Annotated in this window: 30 protein-coding genes; 8 read left to right on the plus strand and 22 right to left on the minus strand. The window is 72.2% G+C overall.

Annotated features, from left to right (window positions below):
- Positions 1 to 86: 86 nt before the first annotated feature.
- From AL2_RS09305 to AL2_RS09320, 4 genes are all read right to left on the minus strand, one after another.
- Positions 87 to 1,772, minus strand: a complete 1,686-nt coding sequence (locus AL2_RS09305) for a ribonuclease J (RefSeq protein ID WP_067631921.1) — start codon at positions 1,770 to 1,772, stop codon at positions 87 to 89.
- Entirely contained in the window at positions 1,769 to 2,707 is a 939-nt protein-coding gene (dapA, locus tag AL2_RS09310; RefSeq protein WP_083946238.1) for a 4-hydroxy-tetrahydrodipicolinate synthase, read from the minus strand. Before dapA ends, AL2_RS09305 begins: the two co-directional genes overlap by 4 nt.
- A 142-nt stretch (positions 2,708 to 2,849) precedes the next feature.
- Complete coding sequence (locus AL2_RS09315) at positions 2,850 to 3,071, minus strand: hypothetical protein (protein ID WP_067631925.1); 222 nt, start codon at positions 3,069 to 3,071, stop codon at positions 2,850 to 2,852.
- Positions 3,072 to 3,210: 139 nt separating this feature from the next.
- Positions 3,211 to 4,266, minus strand: coding sequence for a glycoside hydrolase family 18 protein (locus AL2_RS09320; protein ID WP_245666471.1), 1,056 nt, complete (start codon positions 4,264 to 4,266; stop codon positions 3,211 to 3,213).
- 217 nt (positions 4,267 to 4,483) lie between these two features.
- Between AL2_RS09320 and AL2_RS37325 the strand changes: the two genes are divergently transcribed.
- A complete protein-coding gene (locus AL2_RS37325) occupies positions 4,484 to 4,690 on the plus strand; it encodes a hypothetical protein (RefSeq protein ID WP_157438066.1) in 207 nt (68 codons plus the stop codon).
- Between the two features lie 180 nt (positions 4,691 to 4,870).
- Here the strand turns inward: AL2_RS37325 and AL2_RS09325 are convergent, their stop codons facing one another.
- A complete protein-coding gene (locus AL2_RS09325; RefSeq protein WP_067631926.1) occupies positions 4,871 to 5,230 on the minus strand; it encodes a VOC family protein in 360 nt (119 codons plus the stop codon).
- Positions 5,227 to 5,499, minus strand: coding sequence for a hypothetical protein (locus tag AL2_RS09330; RefSeq protein WP_067631928.1), 273 nt, complete (start codon positions 5,497 to 5,499; stop codon positions 5,227 to 5,229). The genes AL2_RS09325 and AL2_RS09330 overlap by 4 nt, the downstream gene beginning before the upstream one ends.
- A 123-nt stretch (positions 5,500 to 5,622) precedes the next feature.
- On the opposite strand from AL2_RS09330, the gene AL2_RS09335 reads away from it, so the two are divergent.
- From AL2_RS09335 to AL2_RS09350, 4 genes are read left to right on the plus strand one after another with little or no spacing between them, the layout of a single operon-like run.
- Positions 5,623 to 6,213 (plus strand): CGNR zinc finger domain-containing protein, encoded by a 591-nt coding sequence (locus AL2_RS09335; protein WP_067631930.1) that lies wholly within the window; start codon positions 5,623 to 5,625, stop codon positions 6,211 to 6,213.
- Positions 6,214 to 6,252: 39 nt separating this feature from the next.
- Positions 6,253 to 6,789 (plus strand): GNAT family N-acetyltransferase, encoded by a 537-nt coding sequence (locus AL2_RS09340; protein WP_067631931.1) that lies wholly within the window; start codon positions 6,253 to 6,255, stop codon positions 6,787 to 6,789.
- A 56-nt stretch (positions 6,790 to 6,845) separates the two neighbouring features.
- Positions 6,846 to 8,495, plus strand: coding sequence for an MFS transporter (locus AL2_RS09345; protein WP_245666473.1), 1,650 nt, complete (start codon positions 6,846 to 6,848; stop codon positions 8,493 to 8,495).
- 34 nt (positions 8,496 to 8,529) lie between these two features.
- Entirely contained in the window at positions 8,530 to 9,396 is an 867-nt protein-coding gene (locus AL2_RS09350; protein WP_067631933.1) for a 1,4-dihydroxy-2-naphthoate polyprenyltransferase, read from the plus strand.
- Here the strand turns inward: AL2_RS09350 and AL2_RS09355 are convergent.
- The 3 genes from AL2_RS09355 to AL2_RS09360 all read right to left on the minus strand — a co-directional run bounded on the left by AL2_RS09355 (position 9,360) and on the right by AL2_RS09360 (position 11,155).
- Positions 9,360 to 10,154: a hypothetical protein gene (locus AL2_RS09355; protein WP_157438067.1), complete on the minus strand. Its 795-nt coding sequence runs from the start codon at positions 10,152 to 10,154 to the stop codon at positions 9,360 to 9,362. The two genes, AL2_RS09350 and AL2_RS09355, sit on opposite strands and share 37 nt — an antisense overlap.
- Before the next feature lie 60 nt (positions 10,155 to 10,214).
- Complete coding sequence (locus tag AL2_RS36175) at positions 10,215 to 10,367, minus strand: hypothetical protein (RefSeq protein WP_157438068.1); 153 nt, start codon at positions 10,365 to 10,367, stop codon at positions 10,215 to 10,217.
- Between the two features lie 95 nt (positions 10,368 to 10,462).
- On the minus strand, positions 10,463 to 11,155 hold the full coding sequence (locus AL2_RS09360) for a uracil-DNA glycosylase (RefSeq protein WP_067631935.1): 693 nt from the start codon (positions 11,153 to 11,155) through the stop codon (positions 10,463 to 10,465).
- 113 nt (positions 11,156 to 11,268) lie between these two features.
- Between AL2_RS09360 and modA the strand changes: the two genes are divergently transcribed.
- The 3 genes from modA to AL2_RS37330 all read left to right on the plus strand — a co-directional run bounded on the left by modA (position 11,269) and on the right by AL2_RS37330 (position 13,190).
- A complete protein-coding gene (gene modA, locus AL2_RS09365) occupies positions 11,269 to 12,048 on the plus strand; it encodes a molybdate ABC transporter substrate-binding protein (protein WP_067631937.1) in 780 nt (259 codons plus the stop codon).
- 77 nt (positions 12,049 to 12,125) lie between these two features.
- Complete coding sequence (locus AL2_RS09370) at positions 12,126 to 12,815, plus strand: Uma2 family endonuclease (RefSeq protein ID WP_083946244.1); 690 nt, start codon at positions 12,126 to 12,128, stop codon at positions 12,813 to 12,815.
- Between the two features lie 180 nt (positions 12,816 to 12,995).
- Positions 12,996 to 13,190: a hypothetical protein gene (locus AL2_RS37330; RefSeq protein WP_245666475.1), complete on the plus strand. Its 195-nt coding sequence runs from the start codon at positions 12,996 to 12,998 to the stop codon at positions 13,188 to 13,190.
- Here AL2_RS37330 and AL2_RS09380 read toward each other — a convergent pair.
- The 13 genes from AL2_RS09380 to AL2_RS09440 form a co-directional block, all read right to left on the minus strand.
- Positions 13,180 to 13,650, minus strand: a complete 471-nt coding sequence (locus tag AL2_RS09380) for a GNAT family N-acetyltransferase (protein WP_067631940.1) — start codon at positions 13,648 to 13,650, stop codon at positions 13,180 to 13,182. The genes AL2_RS37330 and AL2_RS09380 overlap by 11 nt on opposite strands.
- Entirely contained in the window at positions 13,650 to 14,177 is a 528-nt protein-coding gene (locus tag AL2_RS09385) for a transglutaminase-like domain-containing protein (RefSeq protein WP_067631941.1), read from the minus strand. Before AL2_RS09385 ends, AL2_RS09380 begins: the two co-directional genes overlap by 1 nt.
- Complete coding sequence (gene dapB, locus AL2_RS09390; protein ID WP_067631943.1) at positions 14,177 to 14,914, minus strand: 4-hydroxy-tetrahydrodipicolinate reductase; 738 nt, start codon at positions 14,912 to 14,914, stop codon at positions 14,177 to 14,179. Before dapB ends, AL2_RS09385 begins: the two co-directional genes overlap by 1 nt.
- A gap of 37 nt (positions 14,915 to 14,951) precedes the next feature.
- Complete coding sequence (locus AL2_RS09395; RefSeq protein ID WP_067631945.1) at positions 14,952 to 15,575, minus strand: FMN-dependent NADH-azoreductase; 624 nt, start codon at positions 15,573 to 15,575, stop codon at positions 14,952 to 14,954.
- A 162-nt stretch (positions 15,576 to 15,737) separates the two neighbouring features.
- On the minus strand, positions 15,738 to 17,057 hold the full coding sequence (locus AL2_RS09400; RefSeq protein ID WP_067631947.1) for a M16 family metallopeptidase: 1,320 nt from the start codon (positions 17,055 to 17,057) through the stop codon (positions 15,738 to 15,740).
- Positions 17,058 to 17,146: 89 nt separating this feature from the next.
- On the minus strand, positions 17,147 to 19,477 hold the full coding sequence (locus tag AL2_RS09405; protein WP_067632568.1) for a polyribonucleotide nucleotidyltransferase: 2,331 nt from the start codon (positions 19,475 to 19,477) through the stop codon (positions 17,147 to 17,149).
- 282 nt (positions 19,478 to 19,759) lie between these two features.
- A complete protein-coding gene (gene rpsO, locus AL2_RS09410) occupies positions 19,760 to 20,029 on the minus strand; it encodes a 30S ribosomal protein S15 (RefSeq protein ID WP_021599383.1) in 270 nt (89 codons plus the stop codon).
- Positions 20,030 to 20,254: 225 nt separating this feature from the next.
- Complete coding sequence (locus tag AL2_RS09415; protein WP_067632570.1) at positions 20,255 to 21,199, minus strand: bifunctional riboflavin kinase/FAD synthetase; 945 nt, start codon at positions 21,197 to 21,199, stop codon at positions 20,255 to 20,257.
- A gap of 96 nt (positions 21,200 to 21,295) precedes the next feature.
- A complete protein-coding gene (gene trhA, locus AL2_RS09420) occupies positions 21,296 to 21,964 on the minus strand; it encodes a PAQR family membrane homeostasis protein TrhA (protein ID WP_218003645.1) in 669 nt (222 codons plus the stop codon).
- Between the two features lie 105 nt (positions 21,965 to 22,069).
- Positions 22,070 to 22,942 (minus strand): tRNA pseudouridine(55) synthase TruB, encoded by an 873-nt coding sequence (gene truB / locus AL2_RS09425; protein WP_067631951.1) that lies wholly within the window; start codon positions 22,940 to 22,942, stop codon positions 22,070 to 22,072.
- Between the two features lie 14 nt (positions 22,943 to 22,956).
- On the minus strand, positions 22,957 to 24,030 hold the full coding sequence (locus tag AL2_RS09430; protein ID WP_083946352.1) for a DHH family phosphoesterase: 1,074 nt from the start codon (positions 24,028 to 24,030) through the stop codon (positions 22,957 to 22,959).
- 44 nt (positions 24,031 to 24,074) lie between these two features.
- Positions 24,075 to 24,617, minus strand: coding sequence for a 30S ribosome-binding factor RbfA (gene rbfA, locus AL2_RS09435; protein ID WP_083946246.1), 543 nt, complete (start codon positions 24,615 to 24,617; stop codon positions 24,075 to 24,077).
- Positions 24,618 to 24,715: 98 nt separating this feature from the next.
- Positions 24,716 to 25,024: a DUF503 domain-containing protein gene (locus tag AL2_RS09440; protein ID WP_245666477.1), complete on the minus strand. Its 309-nt coding sequence runs from the start codon at positions 25,022 to 25,024 to the stop codon at positions 24,716 to 24,718.
- Between the last annotated feature and the right edge of the window lie 205 nt (positions 25,025 to 25,229).

Consider the following 25,229-nt stretch of genomic DNA (forward strand, 5'->3'; position numbering starts at 1 on the left):
CGGTTCCAGGGATGGCGAGAGGGCGTGTTGGGGAGTCCGGACGGCCGCGCGGCCGTCCGGACTCCCCCTCGCTCAGTCCTCCACGCCTAGACCTCCACGACCACCGGCACGATCATCGGGCGGCGCCGGTAGTTGTCGCTCACCCACTTGCCGACGGTGCGCCGGATGAGCTGGCTCATCTGGTGCACGTCGTTGACGCCGTCGCCGGCGGCGTCCCGCAGGGTGGCCTCGATCCGCTCGATGACCTCGTCGAAGTCCTCGTTGACGATGCCGGCGCCGCGGGCGTGCACCTCCGGCCCGGCGACGACCTTGCCGGACGTGGAGTCGATGCCGATGACGATGGAGACGAACCCCTCCTCGCCGAGGATGCGCCGGTCCTTCAGCGAGGTCTCGGTGACCTCGCCGACCGACAGCCCGTCCACGTACACGTACCCGGCCGGGACGGCGCCGACGATCTTGGCGCGGCCGTCCACGAGGTCGACGACGACGCCGTCCTCGGCGATGGCGATGCCCTCTTCCGGCACCCCGGTGAGCGCGGCGAGCTTGGCGTGCGCGCGCAGGTGCCGCCACTCCCCGTGGATGGGGACGAAGTTGGCCGGCTTGGTCACGTTCAGCACGTACAGCAGTTCGCCGGCCGAGGCGTGCCCGGACACGTGCACGAGCGCGTTGCCCTTGTGCACGATGCGGGCGCCCCAGCGGGTGAGGCCGTTGATGACGCGGTTGACCGCGTTCTCGTTGCCCGGGATCAGCGAGGACGCCAGCAGCACGGTGTCGCCCTCGGTGATGCGGATCGAGTGGTCGCGGTTCGCCATCCGCGACAGCGCCGACATCGGCTCGCCCTGCGACCCGGTGCACACCAGCACCAGGCGGTCGCCGGGGATGTCGTCCAGCTCCTTCTGCTCGACCATGATGCCGTCGGGCACGTTGAGGTAGCCGAGTTCTCGCGCGACGCCCATGTTGCGCACCATCGACCGGCCGATGAAGCACACCTTGCGGTTGTTGGCGACGGCGGCGTCCAGGACCTGCTGGACGCGGTGGATGTGCGAGGCGAAGCAGGCGACGATGAGCCGCTCCTGCGCGGTGCGGAACACCTCGTCCACGACCGGGCCGATGTTGCGCTCGCTGGTGACGAACCCGGGCACCTCGGCGTTGGTCGAGTCCGACATCAGCAGGTCGACGCCCTCGGCGCCGAGCCGGGCGAACCCGGGCAGGTCGGTGAGCCGGCCGTCCAGCGGCAGCTGGTCCATCTTGAAGTCGCCGGTGTGCAGGACGAGCCCCGCGGGAGTGCGGAGGGCGACGGCGAGCGCGTCCGGGATCGAGTGGTTGACGGCGAGGAACTCGCAGTCGAACGGCCCGAAGGTACGGCGCTCGCCCTCCACGACCACGTCGGTGACCGGCTTGATGCGGTGCTCGGCGAGCTTGGCCTCCAGCAGCGCCAGCGTGAGCCTGGAGCCGACGATGGGAATGTCGCGGCGTTCGCGCAGCAGGTAGGGCACGGCGCCGAGGTGGTCCTCGTGGCCGTGCGTGAGGATGACGGCCTCGACGTCGCCGAGGCGGTCCCTGATGTACTCGAAGTCGGGCAGTATCAGATCGACGCCGGGCTGCTCGGTCTCGGGGAACAGCACGCCGCAGTCGACGATGAGCAGGCGTCCGCCGTACTCGAACACCGTCATGTTGCGGCCGATCTCCCCGAGCCCGCCCAGCGCGACGATGCGCAGGCCGCGTTCGGGCGGCGCGGGCGGGTCCGACAGCTCCGGGTGAGGATGACTCACCGGGCAACCTCCGGGATGACTACCTCCGGCACTTTGACTCCCCCTATCGTGAGGTCTTCTCGCAGGCGCGCCGCGAACTCCGGCGTGGCCTCCACCAGCGGCGCGCGGAGCGGGCCGCCTCCGGGGAGGCCGAGCAGGTTCAGCGCTGCCTTGACGGCGATGGCGCCCTGCGTACGGGTCATGATGGCGGTGACCACGGGCAGCAGCCGCCGGTGGATCTCCAGCGCCCGCCCGTGCTCACCGGCGCGGTATGCGTCGATCATCTCATGGAGTTCGACGCCGACGACATGCCCGACCACGCTGACGAACCCCGCCGCGCCGACCGACAGCCAGGGCAGGTTGAGGTTGTCGTCGCCGGAATACCAGACCAGGTCGGTCTGCGCCATCACGCGGGACGCGCCGAACAGGTCGCCCTTGGCGTCCTTGACGGCGATGATCCGCGGGTGGTCGGCGAGCTGGACGAGCGTGTCGTTCTCGATCGGCACCCCGGTGCGCCCCGGGATGTCGTACAGCATGCAGGGCAGTCCCGTCGCGTCGGCCACCGCGGTGAAGTGGCGGACGAGGCCCTCCTGCGGGGGCTTGTTGTAGTAGGGCGTGACCACGAGCAGCGCGTGCGCGCCGGCGGCCTCGGCCTGCCGCGCGAGTTTCAGGGTGTGCTCGGTGTGGTTCGTCCCGGCACCGGCGACGATCACGGCGCGGTCGCCGACCGCTTCGATGACCGTGCGCAGAAGCGTGCTCTTCTCGTCGTCGCTCGTCGTGGGCGACTCGCCCGTCGTCCCGTTGACGACGAGGCCGTCGTGGCGCCGCTCGTCGACCAGGTGGGTCGCGAGGCGCGCGGCGCCGTCGTAGTCGACGCCGCCGTCGGGCAGGAACGGAGTGACCATGGCGGTCAGCATCCGTCCAAACGGAGCGTCAGTCGATGTGCTGGGTGCCATGCAACGAACGGTACCGTTCCGACCGTTCTCCTTGGACCCGCAGGTCGTACATAAAGGGAGAAGCCGCCGCCACACGCTCGGGGGTACGCGTGGCGACGGCTTCCATCACCACATCGTGGCACGCAAATGCCGCGTTACGGGGTCAGTCCGGCCACTTCCCGGACTCGATCGGATAACGTGACCCAGCGGTCATCTCATGCAGCCGGACGCGCAGCTCCTCGACGTCGGGAGTGCGCACGAGATCGTTGCCGCGGACGGCCCACCAGAGGCCGGACCCGCCCCGTCCGATCCGCCAGCCGGCGAACTCGGCTGACAGCTCGCCGATCCGGTCGGCGTCGCGCCGCGCGGTCTGCTGAACGCCCATCGACCTCGTCCCCACTTCCTTTGCCATGAGATGGTCCGGCCATGACTTCCGCACGGGGCAATACCCCCGAAGGTGAACGGCTACCCAACCCTTTCTACCTGCGCGGACAAGAGAACCGGAACGTGGCCGGGAGGGTTTCTCAACCGGCAGGACTCTCTGTCGCGCCGGGCAGCCAGGTAGAGCGGTAACGGGCCCATTCGTCCGGCCTGGTCGTCCAGTCCGCGTACACGCCGACGCCGTACGGGCGCTTGGGCGGACGCTTCAGATCGTCCACCCCGCGCCGGACACCGCGCAGCGCGACCGGCAGGTCCTCCGCCCACTCCAGGAGGGGACGGTAGGTGGGGACGCCCATGAAGACGGTCGTGCGGTCGCCGATGAGCTCCAGCGTCGCGCGGGTGTGCCGGGCGAAGTGCCATCCGGCGAGGGAGCGGGTCGGCAGCGACACGTCGTAGGTCATGATCGCGACCTGGTCGGCGCGGTCGGCGACGGCGCGCAGGAAGTCCTCGGTCGGGCGCGGCGGGTAGTGGAGGGGGCCGGTGCGCGGGATCAGCGCCTTGTAGACGGGCTGGAGGGCGTCGAAGAGCGTCGGCTGCTCCAGTGCCACCGACAGCACCTTGCCCCGCGCCCTGGTCAGCTCCCGCGTGCGGTCCATGAGCGTCATGAACGCGCTGTCGTCCGGGTAGATCGGCTCGAAGTCGTAGTGGATGCCGTCGAAGCCGAGGTCCAGGAACGCGGCGTCGGTCTTGAGGACCCGCTCCCGGACGGCCGGGTCGTCCAGCTCGATGACGCCCTCGCCCTCGACCATCCGGACCTGCCCCAGGTACGCCTGGGAGCGGACGCCCGGCGCGTACTCGTGCATGGCGTCGATGAGCTGCCGCGCGTACCGGTACTTCGCGGCGGGGACCGTCCCGTCCGCCTCGAAGGGGCCTGCGTGGAAGAACACGTCGGTGATGCGGTTCTGCCTCAGCAGGTCGCCGAACGCGCGGTACTCGGCGTCGCTGTGCGGCTCCCCCACCCACTGGTGCCGGGCCCACAGCGCGTTGGCCTCGGTGCCGCGCGCCTGCGGCTCGGGCTGCCACCAGACCCACGCCCCCGCGAAGACGAGGGCGACGAGGCCGAGCAGGTACGCCGCCGTCCATCCGGCCCAGCTCAGCAGCCTGCGCACAGCACCCGCAACCCGCCTTTTGTGCTCCATCACGCAATGATCTCGGATCAGCGGGGCGCCGCGGACGCCGCGCGCCAGGAATCCCCCATGAGTTGATCATGGTTGGGACGTGATCGCGCGCCGCGCGCGGCAACCGTTGACATCCGGGGAACCCTGTGATGACGAGGCGGTTCAGCGATGTCGCCCGTCGTCCCCGACGGGAGCCGCCCCGGTCCTTACCGTCCGTCCGGATGGAGGTCGAAACGGCATGCGAGTACCACCGGAGCACGCGCCACCCGAGCACGCGCCGCCCGAACACGGCGAGCCGCGTCCCATGATCAGCACGAGGGCGCTCGTGATCATCGTCGTCGCGGTCGGCGCCGCGGCCCTCACCGCCGCCGCCCCGCAGTTCGCGATCCCCATAGGAGTCGGCGTCGGCGTCGTGACGCTGCTGGCCCAGATCGTCAAGGACTGATCCGCACCCGGGTCCGCTGGGTGAGGCCACGCGGACCAGCACGGCGCGGCCCGTCCAGTCGGGACGGGTCGTGGCGAGCAGCCAGCCGGTCACCGGCACGGTGACCGGCATGGCCAGGACGAGCGCCCAGGAGATGACGCACCAGCCCGCCACCGTCCTGCGGTCATGAGCCGGCGCTGATCAGGTCGTGCAGAGGCAGAACTCGTTGCCCTCGGGGTCGTGCCAGACCTGGAAGGGCCGCTCCGGGTTGCCCATCGGCGCGCCCGCGGGCACGCCGCCCAGGCTCGCCGCCCGCTCCCCGGCCGCGCGGACGTCGGCCACGGCCAGGTCGAGGTGCAGCCGGTTCTTGATCGACTTGCTCTCGGGGACGAGCTGGAACGCGAGCACCGGGCCTCCGCCGGCGAGCGGTTCCAGGTCCAGCCAGTCGTCCTCGCGCACGCTCGTCTTCATGCCGAGCAGGCCGCCCCAGAAGTCGGCCATGACGTCCAGGTCGGTGCAGTCGAAGACGAGCGTGGTCACCTTCGGGGTGACGTCGGTCATCGGATTCCTCCAGCGGTTCGCGGGACCTGGGCGGAACGGGCGGCGGCCCGCCTGCAGGCGGCGGCCGGGCGGGCCGGACGGCGGCGGCGGACGCTGATCCGCTCGGGTACGCCGCCGAGCAGCCACCGGCGGACGCGGGCCGCGCGCTCGGCATCGCGGGTGCGGGCCTTCAGCCTCGCCTCCACGACGTCGGCGTGGAGCCGCGCGTACTCGCGCTCCGCCCATGCGTGCCGCATGGCGAGCTCCGCCAGGTAGGGCAGCGCATTCATCTCGTCCTCCCGTTCATTGACACCATCTAAACCGTAACGCTGGTGTCGCCACGATGCAACCAGTCAAACCTTAATGACGGTGTTGCCGCTTGGTAGAGTTCGTGTGGACATGCAGGAGGGGCTATGGCCGACGCTCACGCCGATGGGGACCCCGCGCTGCTGCTGAGGGACTTCGTCAACACGCTCGACGTCGAGTCCGCGACGGACGGGATCGCCACGCCCGGCGGGCTCGCCGCGTGGCTGGCCGAACGCGGGCTCGTTCCGGCGGCCGCGGCGGCAGACGACGCCGACGTGCGCGTGGCCGTCGCGCTCCGCGAGGGCCTCCGCGAGGCCATGCTCGCCCACCACGTGCTCGCCCACCACGGGCCGCAGGAGGCCGACTTCCCGGACGACCTGGAGGACGCGCTGGCCGCCCTCCCGGTGCGGATCACGCTCACCGGCCCGCGCCCCGAGCTCGTCCCGCTGGACCCGCCCGGCACGGCCGCCGCCGGCCTCGCCCGCCTCGCCGCCGCGATCATGGACTCCGTCGCCGCCGGGACGTGGCCCCGGCTGAAGGCCTGCCAGGAGGACACCTGCCGCTGGGCGTTCCTCGACACGTCCAAGAACCGGTCCCGCGCCTGGTGCTCGATGCGCGTCTGCGGCAACCGCACCAAGACCCGCGCCTACCGCGCCCGCCGCAGGTCCCCGTCCGACCGGTCCGAGTCGCATCGCTAGTGTGGGCGGCGGACTTCCAGCGCGAGGACGGGGGCAGGCATGGCCGATGCAGGGGTGCGGCCCGCGCGGCGGGCGGACGCGGCCGCCGTCGCCGACATCCAGGTGCGGGCCTGGCGGCACGGGTACCGCGAGCTGCTGCCGGAGGGCGTCCTCGACCGGGTGACCGGCCCCGACGCGGTGGAGGCGTGGCGGGAGCGGTGGGCGGAGGCCGCGGCCACGCCGCCGAGCCCGCGGCACCGGCTGCTGGTCGCGGTGGCATCCGACCTGGTCGTGGGCTTCGCGGCGCACGCCCCGGCCGAGGACGGGGATCTCGACGACGCCGCCGCGGAGCTGATCACGCTGCTGGTCGATCCGCTGCACGCCCGCGCCGGGCACGGGAGCCGGCTGCTCGCCGCGACCGTCGACCTGCTCCGCGAGGACGGCTCCACCACCCTCGTCAGCTGGGTCTTCGAGGACGACGAGGTCACCCGGACGTTCCTCGGCTCGGCGGGCTGGGGCCCCGACGGTACGGCCCGGACGCTCGACATGGGCGAGCCCGTCCGGCAGATCCGCCTGCACACCGACATCAGCGTCTGAGCGGCTAGGCAGGGGTCGGTGAGGTGCACCCCCGCCGCGGCAATATCTTTGAAGTCGTGCCCGAGCCCACCTCCCTGACACCGCCGCGCGCCGCCGCGGCGGCGCCCGCCGTCCGGCACCGCTGGCTCGCCATGGCCGTCATCAGCCTCGGCGTGTCGCTGATCATCGTGGACGCCACGATCGTCGGCGTGCTGCTCCCCCGGATCGTCGCGGACCTGGGCCTCACGACCGCCGGCGCCGAGTGGGTGACCTCGGTGTACGCGCTGGTGTTCGCGGCGCTGCTCATCCCGTTCGGGCGGGCCGGCGACCTGTTCGGACGCCGCCGGATGTTCGTGCTCGGCACGGTGCTCTTCGCGGCGGCGAGCGTCGCCGCCGCGCTGGCCGGGAACGGCTCGGCGCTGATCGGCGCGCGCGCCCTGCAGGGCGTCGGCGCCTCGATGGTCCTGCCGGCCACGCTGTCCACGCTGAACGCGGTCTTCACCGGGCGGGACCGGGCGGTGGCCTTCGGCGTCTGGGGCTCGATGATCAGCGGCATGGCCGCGCTCGGGCCGCTCGCGGGCGGGGCGATCGCCACCGGCGGCGGCTGGCGCTGGGCGTTCGGGATCAACCTGCCGCTCGGCGCCGCGCTCGTCGCCGGGGCGCTGTGGCTGCTGCCCGAGACGCGGCGGCCGGGCGCCGGGAGCGCGCGGCGCGAGATCGACTGGACGGGCGGGCTGCTGTCCGCGCTCGGGCTCGGCGCCCTCGTGTACGGGATCATCGAGGGGCAGACGTACGGCTGGTGGATCCCGACGCGCCGGTTCACGGTCGCCGGATACGACTGGCCGGAGTCGGCACTGTCCCCGGTCCCCATCGTCCTCGCGCTCGGGGCGCTGCTGATCGCGGCGCTGGTCGTGGTGGAGCGGTCCCGGGCCGCGGCCGGACGCCCGGTGATGCTCGACCTGGAGCTGTTCCGCATCCCGAACTTCCGGTACGGCAACCTGGCCTCGGCCCTGATCAACGTCGGCGAGCTGGGGCTGCTGTTCGTCCTGCCGCTGTTCCTGCTGGGCGTGCACGGCACCGACCCGCTGCAGATCAGCCTGGCGATCCTGCCGCTCGCCGGCGGCGCGTTCCTGACCGGCGGGTACGCGGGCAGGCTCGCGAACAGGCGCGGCGCGCACCGGGTCGTGCGGATCGGCATGGTGCTGGAGGTGGCCGCGGTCGTCGCGCTGGGCCTCACGGTGTCCGCCGCGACCGGCGGGCTCGCCCTCGCGCCGTGGATGCTGCTGTACGGGCTCGGCCTCGGCCTGACGTCGGCGCAGCTGACGAACGTGTCGCTGGCGGACGTCCCGCCGGCGCAGTCCGGGCAGGCGTCCGGGACGCAGTCGACGGCCCGGCAGGTCGGCGCGGCGCTCGGCATCGCCGCGATCGGGACGGTGTTCGCGACGAGCCTCGGGCACGCGATGACCGACCGGCTGTCGGCCTCCGCGCTGCCGCCCGAACAGCGCACCGCGATGGCGCACGACCTGCGGGAGAGCGCCGGGACGTACGGCCGCGAGCTGCACGAGACCCCCGGGCTGGAGACGGAGGCGCGCGCCGCCGACGAGAGCCTCGCCGTCGCGACCAGGCACGCGGCGCTCACCACCGCGGCGATCCTCGCGCTCGGGCTCGGCGTCTCCCTGCGGCTGCGCCCGAGCGGTGATCTCCATCCGGAAGAATCGAAGAGGTAGTCCCCCTGTCGTCCCACGAGAACAAGCGGTGACTGTGGCCACGCTCTCCCAATGGGTCGCCGGATCCCGGCCCCGCACCCTGCCCGCGTCCCTCGTCCCCGTCGTCGTCGGCACCGGCGTCGCGGCGGGCGAGGGCGAGCCCGTCTGGTGGCGTGCCGTCCTCGCCGGCTTCGTCGCGCTCGTCCTGCAGATCGGGGTGAACTACTCCAACGACTACAGCGACGGCGTCCGCGGCACCGACGAGGACCGCGTCGGCCCGCTGCGCCTCGTCGGGTCGAAGGCCGCGCCGCCGAAGCAGGTCCTCGGCGCCGCGCTCGGCTGCTTCCTCGCCGCCGCCGTCGCCGGGCTGGTGCTCGCCGCCGTGACGACCTGGTGGCTGCTGCTCGTCGGCGCGTTCGCGATCCTCGCGGCCTGGTTCTACACGGGCGGGAAGACCCCATACGGGTACCGGGCGCTCGGCGAGGTGTCGGTGTTCGTCTTCTTCGGCCTCGTCGCCGTCGTCGGGACGGTGTACGTCCTGGTCGAGGCGCTGCCGTGGGAGGCGTGGGCGGCGGCGGTGCCGATCGGGCTGCTGGCCTGCGCGCTGCTCGTCGCGAACAACCTGCGCGACATCCCCACCGACCGGGAGTCGGGCAAGCGGACCCTCGCCGTGCTGCTCGGCGGACCCTGGACCCGGATCCTGTACGCGGCCTGCACCGCACTGCCGTTCATGTTCGTCCTGGCGCTGGCGGCACCGCACCCCTGGGTGCTGCTCGCGCTGCTCGCGGCGCCGCTGTCGCTGCCGCCGACGCAGAAGGTGCTGCAGGGCGCGACCGGCCCCGCCCTGATCCCGGTGCTGGGCGAGACCGGCCGGCTGCAGATCGCCTACGGCGCGCTGCTGGCGATCGGCCTCGCGCTCTGACGCTCGGCGAGCAGGACGGCGCCGGTGAAGGCCATGATGAGCCCGGCGAGCAGCCCGCAGAGGGCCGTGAGGCCGGCCGCGGCGGTCGAGTCGGACGCCAGGAAGCCCGGCTGGGCGAGCGTCACGAGCAGCCCGTAGAGCGACCAGGCGAACGTGGCGGCCGCGCCGGCCCAGGCGGCGGCCAGCGGCACCACGAACCGCTCCGGACGGCCGCCCCGCCGGACGATCACCAGGAGGGCGGCGGCGCCGGCGAGGGCCAGCGCGCCCCACATGCCGTCGGCGAGCTGCTGGGCGATGTTCCGGTGGTCGAGTTCGGCCGCGCGAAGGCCGGCCGTCCCGCCGAAGGCCCAGAAGAGGTGCACGGCCGCGAACACCGCCGCGAACACACTCGCCGTGCGGGCCAGGAGCACCTGTAGGGGGTGGGTCGCTCCCCTCGGGACGTCCCTGGTGCGGACGGCGAACACGTCCGCCCACCTGTCCCGCGCGTACAGGACGAACGCCGTGAGCAACCCCAGCCCCTGCACGGTGAAGCCCCCGTAGACGACGCCGTACACCCAGCCTTGGAGCGCCTGGTCGTCGCCGGTCAGCGGCTCCGCGGAGAAGAGCGCCTGCAGCAGCGCGCCCAGCGGGACGGCGAGGACGATCGGCGCGAGCAGCCCGGCCGCCGCCCAGATCGGCGTCAGCACCAGCCAGGCCGGGACCCGCCGGCCCCACCGGAACGTGAACGCGAGCGCGACCAGCACGGCCACCGCGTCCATGCCCATGGTGATCGCGTTGCCGACGTAGAGCGCCGAATCCCGCGCGGCGGCCGTATCGTTCTACCCGATCGTGCTGCCGGACAGCCACGCGACCTTGATGGTGAGGTAGGGGACGCACGCGGCGATCGTCGCGGCGCAGACGGCCAGGCGGAGGCGCCCCGGCCCGCCGTGCGCGGCCGGCGTCCGGGTGAGGGGCTGAACGGAAACGGTCATGGCCCCGACGATGCCCGGACCGGCCATCTCCGCTCTTCCCGCCACCGGGTGAAACCGCCCCCACCCCTCCCCCGCACGGGTGAGTCGACCGGCACTCAGCCGGTGCTCGTCTCCGGGCCCCAGCTGATCTCGGGGAGGCCGGCGTCCACGAGGGCCTTGTTGACGGCGCTGAACGGGCGCGTCCCGAAGAACTTCCTGGCGCTGAGCGGGCTCGGATGCGCCGACTCGATCACGGTGTGCTGCGGGCCGGTGATGAGCCGGGCCTTCTTGCGCGCGTAGGCGCCCCAGAGCACGAAGACGACGCGCTCGCTCTTGTCGTTCAGCGCGCGGATCGCGGCGTCGGTGAAGTCCTCCCAGCCCTTGCCGGCGTGCGAGCCCGCCTCGCCGCCGCGGACGGTCAGCACCGCGTTCAGCAGCAGGACGCCCTGGTCGGCCCAGCGGGTCAGGTCGCCGGACGCCGCCGCCGGGACGTCGAGATCGGCGGCCAGCTCCTTGTAGATGTTGCGCAGCGACGGCGGCAGCCGCACGCCGTCACGGACGCTGAAGCTGAGCCCGTGCGCCTGGCCGGGGCCGTGGTAGGGGTCCTGGCCGAGGATCAGCACGCGGGCACGGTCGAACGGGCAGTGCCGGAACGCGTTGAACAGGTCGTCCCGCGGCGGGTACACCGTCTGCGCGTCGTACTCCCCCGCGACGAACGCGCCCAGCGCGGCGGTGGCGATCGGGTCCAGCAGCGGGTCGAGCCGCTCCCGCCAGTCGCCGGGCAGCAGTTCCATCAGGTCGAGGGACATCGTCGAGCCTCCGAGGACGTGATCTCCAGTTGCCGGAAACACTAGTGCCGGGCACTGACACGCCATGCCGCAATCACGAGCGCGAAAGGGGCCCGACCATAGGATGAGGCCATATGCCCGACTCCCCCCGGCGGCGGCGCCTCCGCGCGGCCGCGCTGCTCGCCGTGCTCGTCCCGCCGTGCCTCGGCGCGGGCTGCGGCGGCCAACCCGGGCCGGTGACGCTGACCGTCCTCGCCACCTCGTCCCTGACCGAGGTGTTCGCCGAGATCGGGACGGCGTACCACCAGGAGCATCCGGGCGTGCGGCCGCGCTTCGTGTTCGGCGGATCCACCGAGGTGGTCGACCGGCTGTCGGACCACGCCCCCGGCGACGTCCTCGTGACCGCGGACCTGGCGAGCATGGAGGAGGCCGCCGACGACCTGGCCGGACGTCCCCGGACCGTCACCCACGACACGCTCACCGTCGCGGTCGGCCCCGGCAACCCGCGGCGCATCCGCAGCCTGCGCGACCTGCAGCGGCCGGGCCTGCGCGTGGTGGTCGGCGCGAACTCGGTCCCGGTGGGCCGCTACACCCGCCGGCTCCTGGCGAAGGCGGGGCTGGCCGTCCAGTGGAGCTCGGAGGAGATCAGCGCCCGCGCCGTCCTGGACCGCGTCCGCGCCGGTGAGGCCGACGCCGGCGTCGTCTACATCACCGACCTGCGCTCGGCGGGCATCGCCGCGAGCAGCGTCCCCATCCCCGCGGACCTGAACGTCACCGCCGCCTTCCCCGCCGCCGTCGTCAAGGACTCGGACCAGCGGAAGGAGGCGAGCGCGTTCGTGGCCTGGCTACTGACCCCCGCCGCCCAGAAGCTATTCCACAAGTACGGCTTCCCGAACCCGGCCTCGCCCCGCTGACCCGCTTCCCGGACGGGGTCACCGATTCCGGATACGCTGACTACACACGGTCTCTATAGTGATGGGAGCCGAGCGTGATGGAGGAATCACCCAAAGTGAGCATTATTGCCACTGTTCACCACCACCGCGAGCTCCCCGACACCCCCTACAACCTCTGGATGCGGGACGAGCTCGCCGACATCATCGATCTCCCCCACGACGGCACCCGAGTCGAGATCATCGGTGGGGAGATCGTTGTGTCACCAGGGCCTGATTACGCCCATAATGTCATTGTCCGCACCATCAGTGAGGGTTTCCTCGCCACCAAGCTGAGTGAGCCCGCGTTTCCTTGGCGGTGCGTCCAGACGCAGGACCTGAACCTCAGCGAGATCCATGATGGCTACATTCCCGACCTCTGCGTTCTCAACGAGGAGGACGACCGGCGAGCCACGGCGGCACAGCTGATCAAAGTCCTGCCCGAGCACCTCGAACTGGCCTTGGAGGTCACATCGCCGAGCACCGCTCCTGAGGATCGCCGGCCGGGCAACCGGCGCGTCAACCCCAGTAAGTGGAACGGCTACGCGCGGGTCGGCATCCCGTTCTACCTGCTGGTCGATCGCGATCCCAAGGAAGCGACGACCACGCTCTTCAGTCGGCCTGACACCAGGTCGGGCGACTATCTGGACGCGGTGAGCTGGGCATTCGGCGAGCCCGTCAAGCTGCCGGAGCCGTTCGGCCTGGAGATCCCCACCGGCGAATGGGAGCCCTGGCAGCGCGGCCGGGGATGAGTCGGTCGGCGGAGGCGGGGCAGGCGCGGCGAACTCCGGGCACCCGCCCCTGACCGCACCCCCGCATCCCGCCGCCGTCCGGAGGGAAGGGGGAGGGCATGGAGATCCTGGACCGGCCCGCCCTCCCGAAGGGGCTGCGCCGCACGCTGGTGCGCCTGCCCATCCACCTGTACCGGATGCGTGAACCGACGCCTCGACGTCACCGCCCACCCGCTGGACCCCGCCGAGGGCGGCGAGATCATGGCCCGTTACGCCCCCCGCCACCCGAAGGCCGCGGCACGGCTCGTCCGGCTGATGGGCTTCACCGTCGACGGCACCGCCGACGACTACCGCCGCGTAGGCCGCGAGCTCCCCTTCGTCCGCCTCACACCGTGAACCGCCCGGCCGGCCGCCCCTCGCCGAGGGCGCGGTGGAACAGGACCTTGTCCTTGGAAGGGCCGTCGTGGGAGGGAGCCTGGACGGTGGTGAAGCCCATGGCCTCGTGGAAGGCGATAGAGCCGGTGTTCTGCGGGGACGTCAGGGCGCGGACGGCGGTGCGGCCGCCGGCTCGGGCCAGGGTGAAGAAGGTCTTGTAGAGGCGGCGGGCCAGGCCGGTGCCGCGGTGTGCCGGAGCGACGCCGGCGAAGTGGATGTAGGCGGTTGCGGGGAAGGACGGCGATAGGAAGCCGATGAGGAAGCCCGCGAGGTCGTCGCCGGTCTCGGCGATGAGGCTGGTGCGGTGGAAGTGGTCGAGGAAGAGGCGGGGCAGGGCGCCGTGGACCTCGCGGCCCCACCAGTCGTCCACGACGGCGATGATGCGCTCGTAGTCCGCGGGGGCGGCGGGACGGATGTTCATCACAACGTGGCGGGGAGGGCGTCGACGGTGAGCGTCTCCATACCCTTCAGGGCGCCGAGGACCGTGGGGTGCGGGGTCGCGTAGACCGTCGGGTGGATCGGATCTCCGGGGTAGGCCAGGGCGTCCTCGGAGGCGGAGAAGCGCACGTCCGCGCCGCGGGGGTCGAGGCGGACCCAGCGGTCGTCGACGAGGGCGGCGGCCAGGCCGTGGACGAAGCCGGGCCGCTGCTGGTAGCACAGGCCCGCCTGGATGCCGCCGGCGCGCAGGAGCGCGACGTAGGCGTGGGACTTGGCGTAGCAGAGGCCGGTGCGCTGGTCGAGGACGTCGGAGGCGCGCCAGGGGACGCGGGGGTCGCCGGTGTCCATGGAGTGCGGGACCTGGTCGCGGACGTGGTCGAACGCGGCGCGCGCGTAGGCGATGTCGTCGCCGGTCCGCAGCTCCGAGGCGATCGCCTGGACGAGCGGATGCTCGATGTCGATCGCCTCGGACGCGGCGAGATAGTCCCAGGGGTCGGCGGCGAAGCGCATCACAGGCCGAGGAGCGTCTCGATGCCGATCGTGAGGCGGTCCATCTCGGGGACCTTGCGGACGCCGAGGAGGACGCCCGGCATGAACGACTCGCGGTTCATCGAGTCGTGCCGGATGGTGAACAGCTCGCCGTGGCCGCCGAGGACGACCTCCTGGTGGGCGACGGCGCCCGACATGCGGACGGCGTGCACCCGGACGCCGTCGACGTCCGCGCCGCGGGCGCCGGCGACCTCGGAGGTCGTGGCGTCCGGGGACGTGGGCACGCCCGCCTCGGCGCGGGCGGCGGCGACGAGCTCGGCGGTGCGGTAGGCGGTGCCGGACGGGGCGTCGGCCTTGTGCGGGTGGTGCGTCTCCACGATCTCGACGGACTCGAAGAACGGGGCCGCCTTCTGCGCGAAGTGCATCATCAGCACCGCGCCGATCCCGAAGTTCGGGGCGATGAGGACGTTCCCGGACGAGTCGTCGGTCAGCCAGGACCGGACCGTGTCGAGGCGGGACGGGTCGAACCCGGTGGTGCCGACGACGGCGTGCAGGCCGCGCTCGACGCACCATTTGAGGTTGTCCATGACGACGCCGGGGTGGGTGAAGTCGACGACGACCTCGGCGGCGGTGAGCGGGTCGAGCGCGTCCCCCTGGTCGACGGCCGCGACCAGCTCCATGTCCCCGGCGCCCTGCACGGCCCGGCACACCTCGGCCCCCATGCGGCCCTGCGCGCCCAGCACCCCGACCTTGATCACGTGTTCCTCCCGGTTGGCGTCCCGCCAGAGCCTACCGTCAGAAGCGCTTCCCCAGCTCGCGCGCCTCGGCGTGCGCGGCGCGGCGTCCCGCGTCGGCGTCGGCCACGGCGAGGTCGGGGCGGAACTCCACGCCGCCGATGTCGGTGATCCCGGTCCAGCGCAGCCAGCCGTCCAGGAAGGGGGCCTGGTGGTCGCGGCCGAACGCGGGCGGGCGGCCCTCCCCGTAGACGGCGCTCGTGTAGACGACGGCGGCCTTCTTGCCCTGCAGCAGGCCGGTGTAGCCCTTGTCCGGGTCGAAGCGGAACACCCAGCCGGGCTGCGAGACCACGTCGATGAACTGCTTGAGGACGTACGGGACGCTGGAGTTCCACATCGGCACGCTGAACAGGTACCGGTCGTAGGAGTCGAAGCGCTCGAAGACGGCGCGGGCGGCGCGCCACGCGGCGGCCTGTTCGCCCGTCGGGTCCTGCCCCGCGAACACGGCCATCTTGGCGCCGGCGCCGGCCGGGCCGAACGCGGGCAGGGTGCCGTCCCACAGGTCGAAGTGGTCGGCGACGTCGCCGTGGACCTCGCGGTAGGCGTCCAGGAACGTCCCGGCGATCGCCAGGGATTCCGACGCACCGCCCCGGGGGGACGCGGAGATGTGCAGCAGACGGGCCATGAGGGGTCCTCTCAACGAAAGGCATACGGACCACAGTCCGATTACCCTTCGGAGATTAGCGGACTCCGGTCCGCTTAACAAGCCGGCCGCCGATCGCCGACCGCGAGAAGACGGGTCGGCGTGGAGCGGGGCCCCGAGGAGGAGGGAAAGGCGGTGAGGAGCTCAGGAGGAGAAGTCGCGGTCTCCGACCGGGCCGATGACGGTGAGGGCCTGCGGGCCCGACAGCACCTCGCGGGCGATGCCGCGGACGTCGTCGAGGGTGACGGACTCGATGCGCGCAAGGACCTCGTCCACCGGCAGCAGCGACTCGTAGACCAGCTCGCTCTTGCCGATGCGGCTCATGCGGGAGCCGGTGTCCTCCAGGCCGAGGACCATGGCGCCGCGCAGCTGGCCCTTGCCGCGTTCCAGCTCCTCATCGGTGAGGCACTCCGCGGCGGCCTTGCCCAGCTCGTCCCGGCAGATCGACAGGACCTCCTCGGCCTTCGCCGGCTGGCAGCCCGCGTAGACGCCGAAGATGCCGGAGTCGGCGTACTGGGCGGTGTAGCTGTAGACCGAGTAGGCCAGGCCGCGCTTCTCCCGGATCTCCTGGAAGAGGCGGGACGACATGCCGCCGCCGAGCGCCGCGTTCAGCACGCCGAGCGCGAACCGGCGGTCGTCGGTGCGGGAGACGCCGGCGCCGCCGAGGATGATGTGCGCCTGCTCGGTGTCCTTGTCGATCACCACGCTGCGCGGGTCGAGGGACGCGGGCGCACCGTCCAGCCGGGGCGCGGCGGGCGCGGCGTCGCCGGCCAGGTGCCCCTCGAACGCGCGGGACACCAGCCGGACGACCTCGTCGTGGTCGATGTTGCCCGCCACCGACACCACCAGCTTGGACGGGACGTAGTGGTCCCGGTAGTAGCCGTGGATCCGGTCGCGGGACAGCGCGTTGATCGAGTCCTCGGTGCCGAGGATAGGACGTCCGAGCGGGGTGTCGCCGTACAGCGCGGTGGAGAACTCGTCGTGGATGAGGTCGCCCGGGTCGTCGTCGCGCATGTGGATCTCTTCGAGGATCACGCCGCGCTCGGCCTCGACGTCCTCGGGGCGGTTGACCGACTCGGCGACCATGTCGGAGACGACGTCCACGGCGAGGGGCAGGTCGGCGTCCAGGACCCGCGCGTAGTAGCAGGTGTACTCCTTGGCGGTGAACGCGTTGAGGTCGCCGCCGACCGCGTCGATCGCCGCGGAGATCTCCAGCGCCGACCGCCGCCGCGTGCCTTTGAACAGCACGTGCTCCAGGTAGTGGCTGGCACCGGCGTCCGCGGGCGCCTCGTCGCGGGAGCCGACCGCCGACCAGATCCCGAACGCGGCGGACCGCACGGTCGGCATCGTCTCGGTGATGATCCGCAGCCCGCCGGGCAGGACGGTGCGGCGCACTGCGCCGGCACCGTCGGTGTGGATCGTGGTGGTGGTGCCGGGCTCCTGCGCCCGCGCCGGCAGGGTCACGTGTCGCTCACATTCCGTCGGTGGAAAGCGGCCGACGGCCCGTCCCGCAGCGCACTGCTGCGGGACGGGCCGCCCGGTCACGGCTCGGGTCAGGAGTTGCGCTGGCCGGCGTCGTCGCCGGAGCCGCGGCGGGTGCGGCGGCGGCGCGGAGCGCGGTCGCCGTCGTCGCGGCGCGGACGCCGCTCACCGGAGTCGCCCTCGGCGGGCGCCTCGGCCTCGCCGTCGCCCGCGTCGCCCTTCTCGGCGGCCTCGCGGTCGACCACCTCGACCGGCACCAGCGACAGCTTGCCGCGCTGGTCGATCTCGGTGACCTCGACCTGGATCTTCTCGCCGACGCCCATCACGTCCTCGACGTTCTCGATCCGGGCGCCGCCGTGCAGCTTGCGGATCTGCGAGACGTGCAGCAGGCCGTCCTTGCCGGGCAGCAGCGACACGAACGCGCCGAACGTGGTGGTCTTGACGACGGTGCCGAGGAACCGCTCGCCGACCTCCGGCATGTGCGGGTTGGCGATCGAGTTGATCGCCTGCCGCGCGGCCTCGGCGGACGGGCCGTCGGTGGCGCCGACGTAGATGGTGCCGTCGTCCTCGATGGTGATGTCGGCGCCGGTGTCGTCCTGGATCGAGTTGATCATCTTGCCCTTGGGGCCGATGACCTCGCCGATCTTGTCGACCGGGACCTTGATCGTGATGATCCGCGGCGCGTTCGGGCTCATCTCGGCGGGCGCCTCGATGGCCTCCTGCATCACGTCCAGGATCGCGAGGCGCGCGCCCTTGGCCTGCTTCAGCGCGGCGGCCAGCACCGAGGCGGGGATGCCGTCGAGCTTGGTGTCGAGCTGCAGCGCGGTGATCAGGTCACGGGTTCCGGCGACCTTGAAGTCCATGTCGCCGAACGCGTCCTCGGCGCCGAGGATGTCGGTGAGCGTGACGTACTCGTCGCCCTCGTTGATCAGGCCCATAGCGATGCCCGCCACCATCTGCCGGAGCGGGACGCCCGCGTCCAGCAGCGACATGGTGGACGCGCACACCGAGCCCATCGAGGTGGAGCCGTTGGAGCTGAGCGCCTCCGACACCTGCCGGATCGCGTACGGGAACTCCTCGCGCGTCGGCAGCACCGGGAGCAGGGCGCGCTCGGCGAGCGCGCCGTGCCCGATCTCGCGGCGCTTCGGCGAGCCGACCCGGCCGGTCTCGCCGGTGGAGTACGGCGGGAAGTTGTAGTTGTGCATGTAGCGCTTGGTGCGCTCGGGGTTCAGCGTGTCGATCGTCTGCTCCATGCGGAGCATGTTGAGCGTCGTCACGCCGAGGATCTGGGTCTCGCCCCGCTCGAACAGCGCCGAGCCGTGCACGCGCGGGACGACGTGCGCCTCCGCGGTGAGCTGGCGGATGTCCTTCAGGCCGCGGCCGTCCATGCGCAGCCCGTCGCGGACGACCCGCTCGCGGACCAGCTTCTTGGTGACGGCGCGGTAGGCGGCGGAGATCTCCTTCTCGCGCCCCTCGAACTGCTCGGCCAGCTTCTCGGCCGCGGCCGCCTTGATCTCGTCGAGGCGGGACTCGCGCTCCTGCTTGCCGGCGATGGTCAGCGCCTGCGCGAGGTCGCCGCTGACGGCGTCGGCGACGGCGGCGAGCACGTCGTCCTGGTAGTCCAGGAAGATCGGGTACTCGCGGGTCTCCTTGGCGGCGACGGCGGCGAGGTCGCTCTGCGCCTTGCACAGCACCTTGATGAACGGCTTGGCCGCGTCCAGGCCCTCGGCGACGGTCTCCTCGGTCGGGGCGGTCGCGCCCTCGGCGACGAGCTTGATGGTGTCGCGGGTGGACTCGGCCTCGACCATCATGATCGCGACGTCGCCGTCCTCCAGCACGCGGCCGGCGACGACCATGTCGAAGGTGGCGCGCTCCAGCTCGGGATGGGTGGGGAAGCCCACCCACTGGCCCTCGATCAGCGCGACGCGGACGCCGCCGATCGGGCCGGAGAACGGCAGGCCGGCCAGCTGCGTGGACATCGAGGCGGCGTTGATCGCCACGACGTCGTACAGGTGGTCGGGGTGCAGCGCCATGATCGTCTCGACGACCTGGATCTCGTTGCGCAGGCCCTTGGTGAAGGACGGGCGCAGCGGCCGGTCGATCAGCCGGCAGGTGAGGATCGCGTCCTCGGACGGCCGGCCCTCGCGGCGGAAGAACGAGCCGGGGATGCGCCCGGCCGCGTACATCCGCTCCTCGACGTCCACGGTCAGCGGGAAGAAGTCCAGGTTGTCCTTGGGCTTCTTGGACGCTGTGGTCGCCGACACCACCATCGTCTCGTCATCGAGATAGGCGACGGCGGAGCCGCCGGCCTGCCGGGCCAGCCGGCCCGTCTCGAAGCGGATGGTGCGGGTGCCGAACGCGCCGTTGTCGATCACGGCTTCGGTGCTCTGCGCTCCGTCGATGCGCACGGCTTCTGTCACGGGAAACCTCCTCGGGTTCCATGTCGGTCCTCGCGGCCGTTTCCCGTGGCTTGTCACGCTGCCGGTCTTCGATCGAAGCACCCGGATCGAGACCGCCGCCGATGCGGCGGAACGGATCCGGAAGCCACTACCGAGGACCGGCCCGCACCAGCGGTGTCCGCGAGGCTTTGTCTGCAGTTGTGCGGCCGGGCGGACGGCACTTCCGGTGGGCCCGCCGGCCGGAAAAGGAAGGGAGCGGCCCGGGCGGGCCGCTCCCTCACCGTGCTAGCGGCGCAGGCCGAGTCGCTCGATCAGCTGCCGGTAGCGGTTGATGTCCTTGTTGCTCAGGTACTTCAGGAGGCGGCGACGACGGCCGACCAGCAGCAGGAGGCCGCGGCGGCTGTGGTGGTCGTGCTTGTGCTCCTTGAGGTGCTCGGTCAGATCGTTGATGCGGCGCGTCAGCAGCGCGACCTGGACTTCCGGCGATCCGGTGTCACCCTCAGTGGTCGCGTACTCGGCGATGATCTGGTTCTTCGTGGCGGTGTCGAGCGACACGTGGCTCCTTCGATGTGATCGTCACCCGCAGATCCGGGCCCGGAGGGCGCACGGGTCCGCATGGTGCGTTTTCAAGAGAGTGGCGGGCCGCATGAGGGTGCAGCCAGCCGCACCGGGGCCCTTCCCGGCGACTATTCACCGTACCACGCCGGAAACCCACCCGGTCACGAAGAGAAAACCTCTGTTATCGCAGGGTATACGGAGGTCAAGGGTGGTTTGCGGGGATCAGTCCGAGGTGATCTCCCGGGCGCGGGCGACGTCCCGGTGCATCTCCTCGACGAGGGCCTCGACCGAGTCGAACTTGAGGGTGTCGCGGATGCGGGCGGTGAAGTCCACCGCCATGTGCTCGCCGTACAGATCGAGGTCGTCGCGGTCCAGGGCGTACGCCTCGACGGTCCGCTCCCCCGCGCCCTCGAACGTCGGGTTCGTCCCGATGGAGATCGCCGCGGGCCAGCGGAAGCCCGGATAGCGGTCGGAGTCGCAGACCAGCCAGCCGCCGTAGACGCCGTCGGCGGGGATCGCGGTGTTCGGCGGCATCTCCAGGTTGGCCGTGGGGAAGCCGAGCGCGCGGCCCCGCTGATGGCCGCGCACGACGACGCCCTCCACACGGTGCGGCCGGCCCAGCGCGCGCGCCGCCGCGTCCACCTCGCCCGCGTCGAGCCGCCCCCGGATGTAGGTGGACGAGATCGTGCCGCCGTTGGCCACGAGCGGCATGCCCTCGGCGGTGAAGTCGTACTTCTCGCCGAGCTCGCGCAGGAGGGCGATGTCCCCCTTGGCCTTGTGGCCGAACCGGAAGTCCTCGCCGACGATGACGTGCGCCGCGTGCAGCCGGTCGACCAGCACCTGCCGGACGAACTCGTCCGGCGGAGTCCTGGACAGCTCAAGGGTGAACGGGACGACCACGACGGCGTCCGTGCCGAGGCCCTCCAGCAGCTCGATGCGGTGCCGGGTCGTGGCGAGCAGCGGCGGATGGGTGCCCGGCCGGACGACCTCGTCGGGATGCGGGTCGAACGTGATGACCACCGAGCGCAGGCCGCGGCGGCGGGCCTCCTCCACCGCGGCGCCGACGATCCGCTGATGGCCGCGGTGCACGCCGTCGAACACCCCGATGGTGATCACTGAACGGCCCCAGTCCGCGGGAACCTCGTCGAGGCCATTCCAACGCCGCACCATTCTCTCCCTGCGTAGGACGTGCCTGCCGGTCTACTCCTGCCGTCCCTAAGAGTGCCACGAGCGGACGCCTCCGGTCGCACCCAGGGGTACCCGTCAGGCGGACTGGTAGACGACCAGCGACACTGCGATGTACTGCAGGATGTAGGCGGCGAGCGTGCAGGCGTGGAAGACCTCGTGGAAGCCGAACCAGCGCGGCGACGGGTCGGGGCGGCGCAGCCCGTACACGACGCCGCCGGCGCTGTAGCAGATGCCGCCGGCCGCGACCAGCACGCACGCGGCGACGCCCGCGCCGTCCAGGAACTGCGGCAGGAAGAACACCGCGACCCAGCCCAGCAGGATGTAGAGGGTCACGTAGAGAGCGCGCGGGGCGCCGATCCAGGTGGTGCGGAAGACGACGCCGGCGACGGCGCCCGTCCAGACGGTGATGAGGACGGCGAGGCGCAGGCCGCCGTCCAGCGCCAGCACCGCGAACGGCGTGTACGTCCCGGCGATGATCAGATAGATGTTGGCATGGTCGAACCGGCGCAGCACCTCGATCAGCCGGCTCGATCGCTGCCGGTGGTACGTCCCTGAGATCCCGAACAGCATCCCCGATGTCGCCACGTACACCGCCGACGCGAGCCGCGCCTCCACGCTCGGGCCGAGCGCGACCAGCACGAGCCCGGCGACCAGCACCGCGGGGAACGCGCCGAGGTGCAGCCAGCCGCGCAGCCGCGGGCGCGTGGGGGACGCCACCGGGGTTTGGTCCTTCACAGTGGTCACGGACACCTCCTCACCAACTAACTTACGCTCCCGTAGGTTACGCGCGCGTAGGTTGCCGCGCAGCACTTTCGTCCGGTGATGCTCACCACGGACGGGCCTACCCGGCTAGGAGACGAAAACCGCCAGCGGCCTGGCGAGCCCGCCCTGCTCCTCGACGAGGGCCAGCAGCGTCCCGTCCGGCGCGAAGACGCCGACCGGGCCCGGCCCGAGCCCGGCGGCCGGGAGCCGCCCGCCGTGCGCGACCTTGCGGGCGTCCTCGTCCGACACGTCCCGGCGCGGGAACACCGCGGCGACCGCCTCGCCCATGGGCAGGATCTCCAGCTTCCCGGCGAGCTCGTCGAGCGTCCGCGCCATCGCCAGATCGTAGGGGCCGACGCGGGTGCGGCGCAGCGCGGTGAGGTGGCCGCCGCAGCCGAGGGACGCGCCGAGGTCGCGGGCCAGCGCCCGGATGTAGGTGCCGGACGAGCAGGAGACCGACGCGTCCACGTCGATCAGCTCGCCGTCCCGGCGGACGTCCAGGACCGCGAACTCCCGCACGGTGACCGGACGGGCGGCGAGCGCGACCTCCTCGCCCTTGCGGGCCATCTTGTAGGCCCGCTCGCCGTTCACCTTGATCGCACTGACCTGCGGCGGGACCTGCTGGATCGTCCCGGTCAGCTCGGCGATGCCCGCGCGCAGCGCCGCGCCGGTCACGGACGCGGCGGACGCGGTCGCGGTGATCTCGCCCTCCGCGTCGTCGGTGTTGGTCGCCTGCCCGAGGCGGATCGTCGCGTCGTACCCCTTCTCCGTCAGCGCCAGATGGCCGAGGAGGCGGGTGGCCTTGCCGACGCCGAGGACGAGCACGCCCGTCGCCATCGGGTCGAGCGTGCCCGCGTGCCCGACCCGCCGGGTCTTCGCCAGCCGCCGCATCTTCCCGACCACGTCATGCGACGTCCAGCCGGCGGGCTTGTCCACGATGACGAGTCCCGAGTTGTCCACGCGCGCTCCGAAAATCAGTCGTCGGTGTCGCCGGGCCCGCGCAGCGCCCCGCGCAGCCGGTCGATGATGCAGGCCGGCTCGCCGCCCATGGTGAACGCGGCGGCGGTGCGGTGCCCGCCCCCGCCGAGGTCGACGCAGGCGCGGCCCACGTCGACCGAGCCCTTGGAGCGGGTGGACACGTACCACTCGCCCCGGTCGTTCTCCTTGCACACGACCGCGACCTCGGCCTCGTCGGTGCGGCGCAGCTGGTCGATGACCCCTTCGAGCTGGTCGTAGTGGACGTCGCGGGCGTCCCGGTCGGACCGGGCGATCGTCGTCCACACCAGGCCGAGGCCGCCGGCGGCGTCGCGCTCCAGCCGGGCCCGCGCCAGCGCGCCCGCGAGGACCTGCAGGTAGCCGAACGGGGCCCGGTCCCACAGCTCGCGGCTGACCGCGTCCGGCCGGACACCCGCCGCCAGCAGCCGTCCCGCCAGGTCGTGGACCTCGGGGGTCGTGCACGGGTACTTGAACGAGCCGGTGTCGCTGGCGAGCCCCGCGTACAGGCCCTGCGCCATGTCACGGTCCAGCGGGACGCCGAGCCTGCGGATCAGCTCCTCGACCAGGACCGCGGTGGCGGCGGCGTCCGGGTCGACGAGGCGCACGCCGCCGAACCCGGTGTTGGACGCGTGGTGGTCGACGACGATCAGCGCGCCGGCCCGGTCGGCGTGCCCGGCGAGCTCGCCGAGCCGCGCCCGCCCCGCCGCGTCCAGCGAGATCATCAGTTCCGGGGCCGCCGGCACCCGCGCGGGCTCCACCAGCACTTCCTGGCCCGGCAGGAACCGCAGGATCGCCGGCACCGTGAACGGCTCCCCGAAGGACGCCGCGCAGCGCTTGCCGAGCGCGCGGAGCGCCCGGGCCAGCGCCAGCATGGAACCGAGCGCGTCGCCGTCCGGGGCCACGTGGCAGGCGAGGCAGATCTCCTCGGCCGCGCGGATCAGCTCCACCGCGCGGTCCCATTCGAGATCGGCGGACGCGCCGGCGGGCACGGCGGGACCGCCGCGCACGCCACCGCCACCGCCGCCGCGCGGGACCAGGTCATGGCCGCTCACGGCGCGACCGTCCACGTCGTGGAGGTGGAACTCCTCCGGCCCGCTCACGATGACGGGCGTCCGGAGCGGCCGTCCTCACCGTCCCCCGCCGCCTCGTGCCCGTCGATGTCGTCGTGCCCGTCGAGGTCGTCGAGGTCGTCGTCCTCGTCGCCGAGGTCCTCGTCATCGGGGGCGGCCTCGCGGTACGGGTTCGCCTCACCGGCCGGGGACGCGCCCTGCGCGGCGCGCGCGACCTCGGCGTCCCTGGCGCGGGCCTTGGCCAGCAGGTCGTCGATGTGCGCGGCGTTCTCCATCAGGGAGTCCATGACGAAGGTGATGCTGGGCGTGTGCCGCACCCCCGTCTTCTTGCCGACCTCCGACCGGATGACGCCCTTGGCGCTCTCCAGCGCGGCGGCCGTCTCGGCGCGCTCGCCGTCCGACCCGTACACCGTGTAGTACACGGTGGCGTCGCGCAGGTCGTTGGTGATGCGGGTGTCGGTCACGGTCACGAAGCCGAGCCGCGGATCCTTGATCCGCCTCTCCAGCATCTCGGCCACGATCTGCTGGATGCGGTCGGCGAGCTTGCGCGCCCGGGCTGCGTCCACCATGATCGCACTCCCTTTCTATGGTCTGCCGACCCCTCCATGGTCCACCGGCGCCGTGCCTCCCATGGCCTCATCGCCGGAGAAACGTCCCCATGGACCGGTCAGTCCTCATCGTTGAAGATCCGCCGGCGGACGGACAGCAGTTCGATCTCCGGCCGTCCGGCCACCAGGCGTTCGCACTGGTCGAGCACCTGGGTGCAGTTCCCGGTGGTCGCCGAGACCACCGCCACCCCGATCTCCGCCCTGCGGTGCAGGTCGTTGCCGCCTGTCTCGGCGACGGCCACCGCCGGGAAGTGCTTGTGCACCTCGGCGATGATGGGCCGGACGACGGACCGCTTCTGCTTCAGCGAGCGGACGTCTCCCAGCAGCAGGTCGAGTGTCAGCGCACCCACGTACACCTGGTCGATCACCTCGGGATCTTCTGAAGATGGAACGACGGGGATCACCCGCCGTGTTCCCGGCCGTACCCGCGCGCGGCGGGACGGGCCGGACATGACGGACGCCAGGCTAGAAGATCCGCCTGGCGTCGTGTCATCCGATTTTACGATCACGTCGGCGACGGGACCGGCCGCCCGCGCCGGACCGGGCCCGGAGGCCCGGCCCGCGCGGACGTGC

The organism is Actinomadura latina NBRC 106108, from assembly GCF_001552195.1.
Lineage (GTDB): Bacteria > Actinomycetota > Actinomycetes > Streptosporangiales > Streptosporangiaceae > Spirillospora > Spirillospora latina.

Coding starts and splice junctions, on each gene's coding strand:
- dapA (WP_083946238.1), bottom strand. CDS start 2,707: ATGGCACCCAGCACATCGACTGACGCTCCGTTTGGACGGATGCTGACC.
- AL2_RS09315 (WP_067631925.1), bottom strand. CDS start 3,071: ATGGGCGTTCAGCAGACCGCGCGGCGCGACGCCGACCGGATCGGCGAG.
- AL2_RS09320 (WP_245666471.1), bottom strand. CDS start 4,266: ATGGAGCACAAAAGGCGGGTTGCGGGTGCTGTGCGCAGGCTGCTGAGC.
- AL2_RS37325 (WP_157438066.1), top strand. CDS start 4,484: ATGCGAGTACCACCGGAGCACGCGCCACCCGAGCACGCGCCGCCCGAA.
- AL2_RS09325 (WP_067631926.1), bottom strand. CDS start 5,230: ATGACCGACGTCACCCCGAAGGTGACCACGCTCGTCTTCGACTGCACC.
- AL2_RS09330 (WP_067631928.1), bottom strand. CDS start 5,499: ATGAATGCGCTGCCCTACCTGGCGGAGCTCGCCATGCGGCACGCATGG.
- AL2_RS09335 (WP_067631930.1), top strand. CDS start 5,623: ATGGCCGACGCTCACGCCGATGGGGACCCCGCGCTGCTGCTGAGGGAC.
- AL2_RS09340 (WP_067631931.1), top strand. CDS start 6,253: ATGGCCGATGCAGGGGTGCGGCCCGCGCGGCGGGCGGACGCGGCCGCC.
- AL2_RS09355 (WP_157438067.1), bottom strand. CDS start 10,154: ATGGACGCGGTGGCCGTGCTGGTCGCGCTCGCGTTCACGTTCCGGTGG.
- AL2_RS36175 (WP_157438068.1), bottom strand. CDS start 10,367: ATGACCGTTTCCGTTCAGCCCCTCACCCGGACGCCGGCCGCGCACGGC.
- AL2_RS09360 (WP_067631935.1), bottom strand. CDS start 11,155: ATGTCCCTCGACCTGATGGAACTGCTGCCCGGCGACTGGCGGGAGCGG.
- modA (WP_067631937.1), top strand. CDS start 11,269: ATGCCCGACTCCCCCCGGCGGCGGCGCCTCCGCGCGGCCGCGCTGCTC.
- AL2_RS09370 (WP_083946244.1), top strand. CDS start 12,126: ATGGAGGAATCACCCAAAGTGAGCATTATTGCCACTGTTCACCACCAC.
- AL2_RS09380 (WP_067631940.1), bottom strand. CDS start 13,650: ATGAACATCCGTCCCGCCGCCCCCGCGGACTACGAGCGCATCATCGCC.
- AL2_RS09385 (WP_067631941.1), bottom strand. CDS start 14,177: ATGCGCTTCGCCGCCGACCCCTGGGACTATCTCGCCGCGTCCGAGGCG.
- AL2_RS09395 (WP_067631945.1), bottom strand. CDS start 15,575: ATGGCCCGTCTGCTGCACATCTCCGCGTCCCCCCGGGGCGGTGCGTCG.
- rbfA (WP_083946246.1), bottom strand. CDS start 24,617: ATGGTGGACGCAGCCCGGGCGCGCAAGCTCGCCGACCGCATCCAGCAG.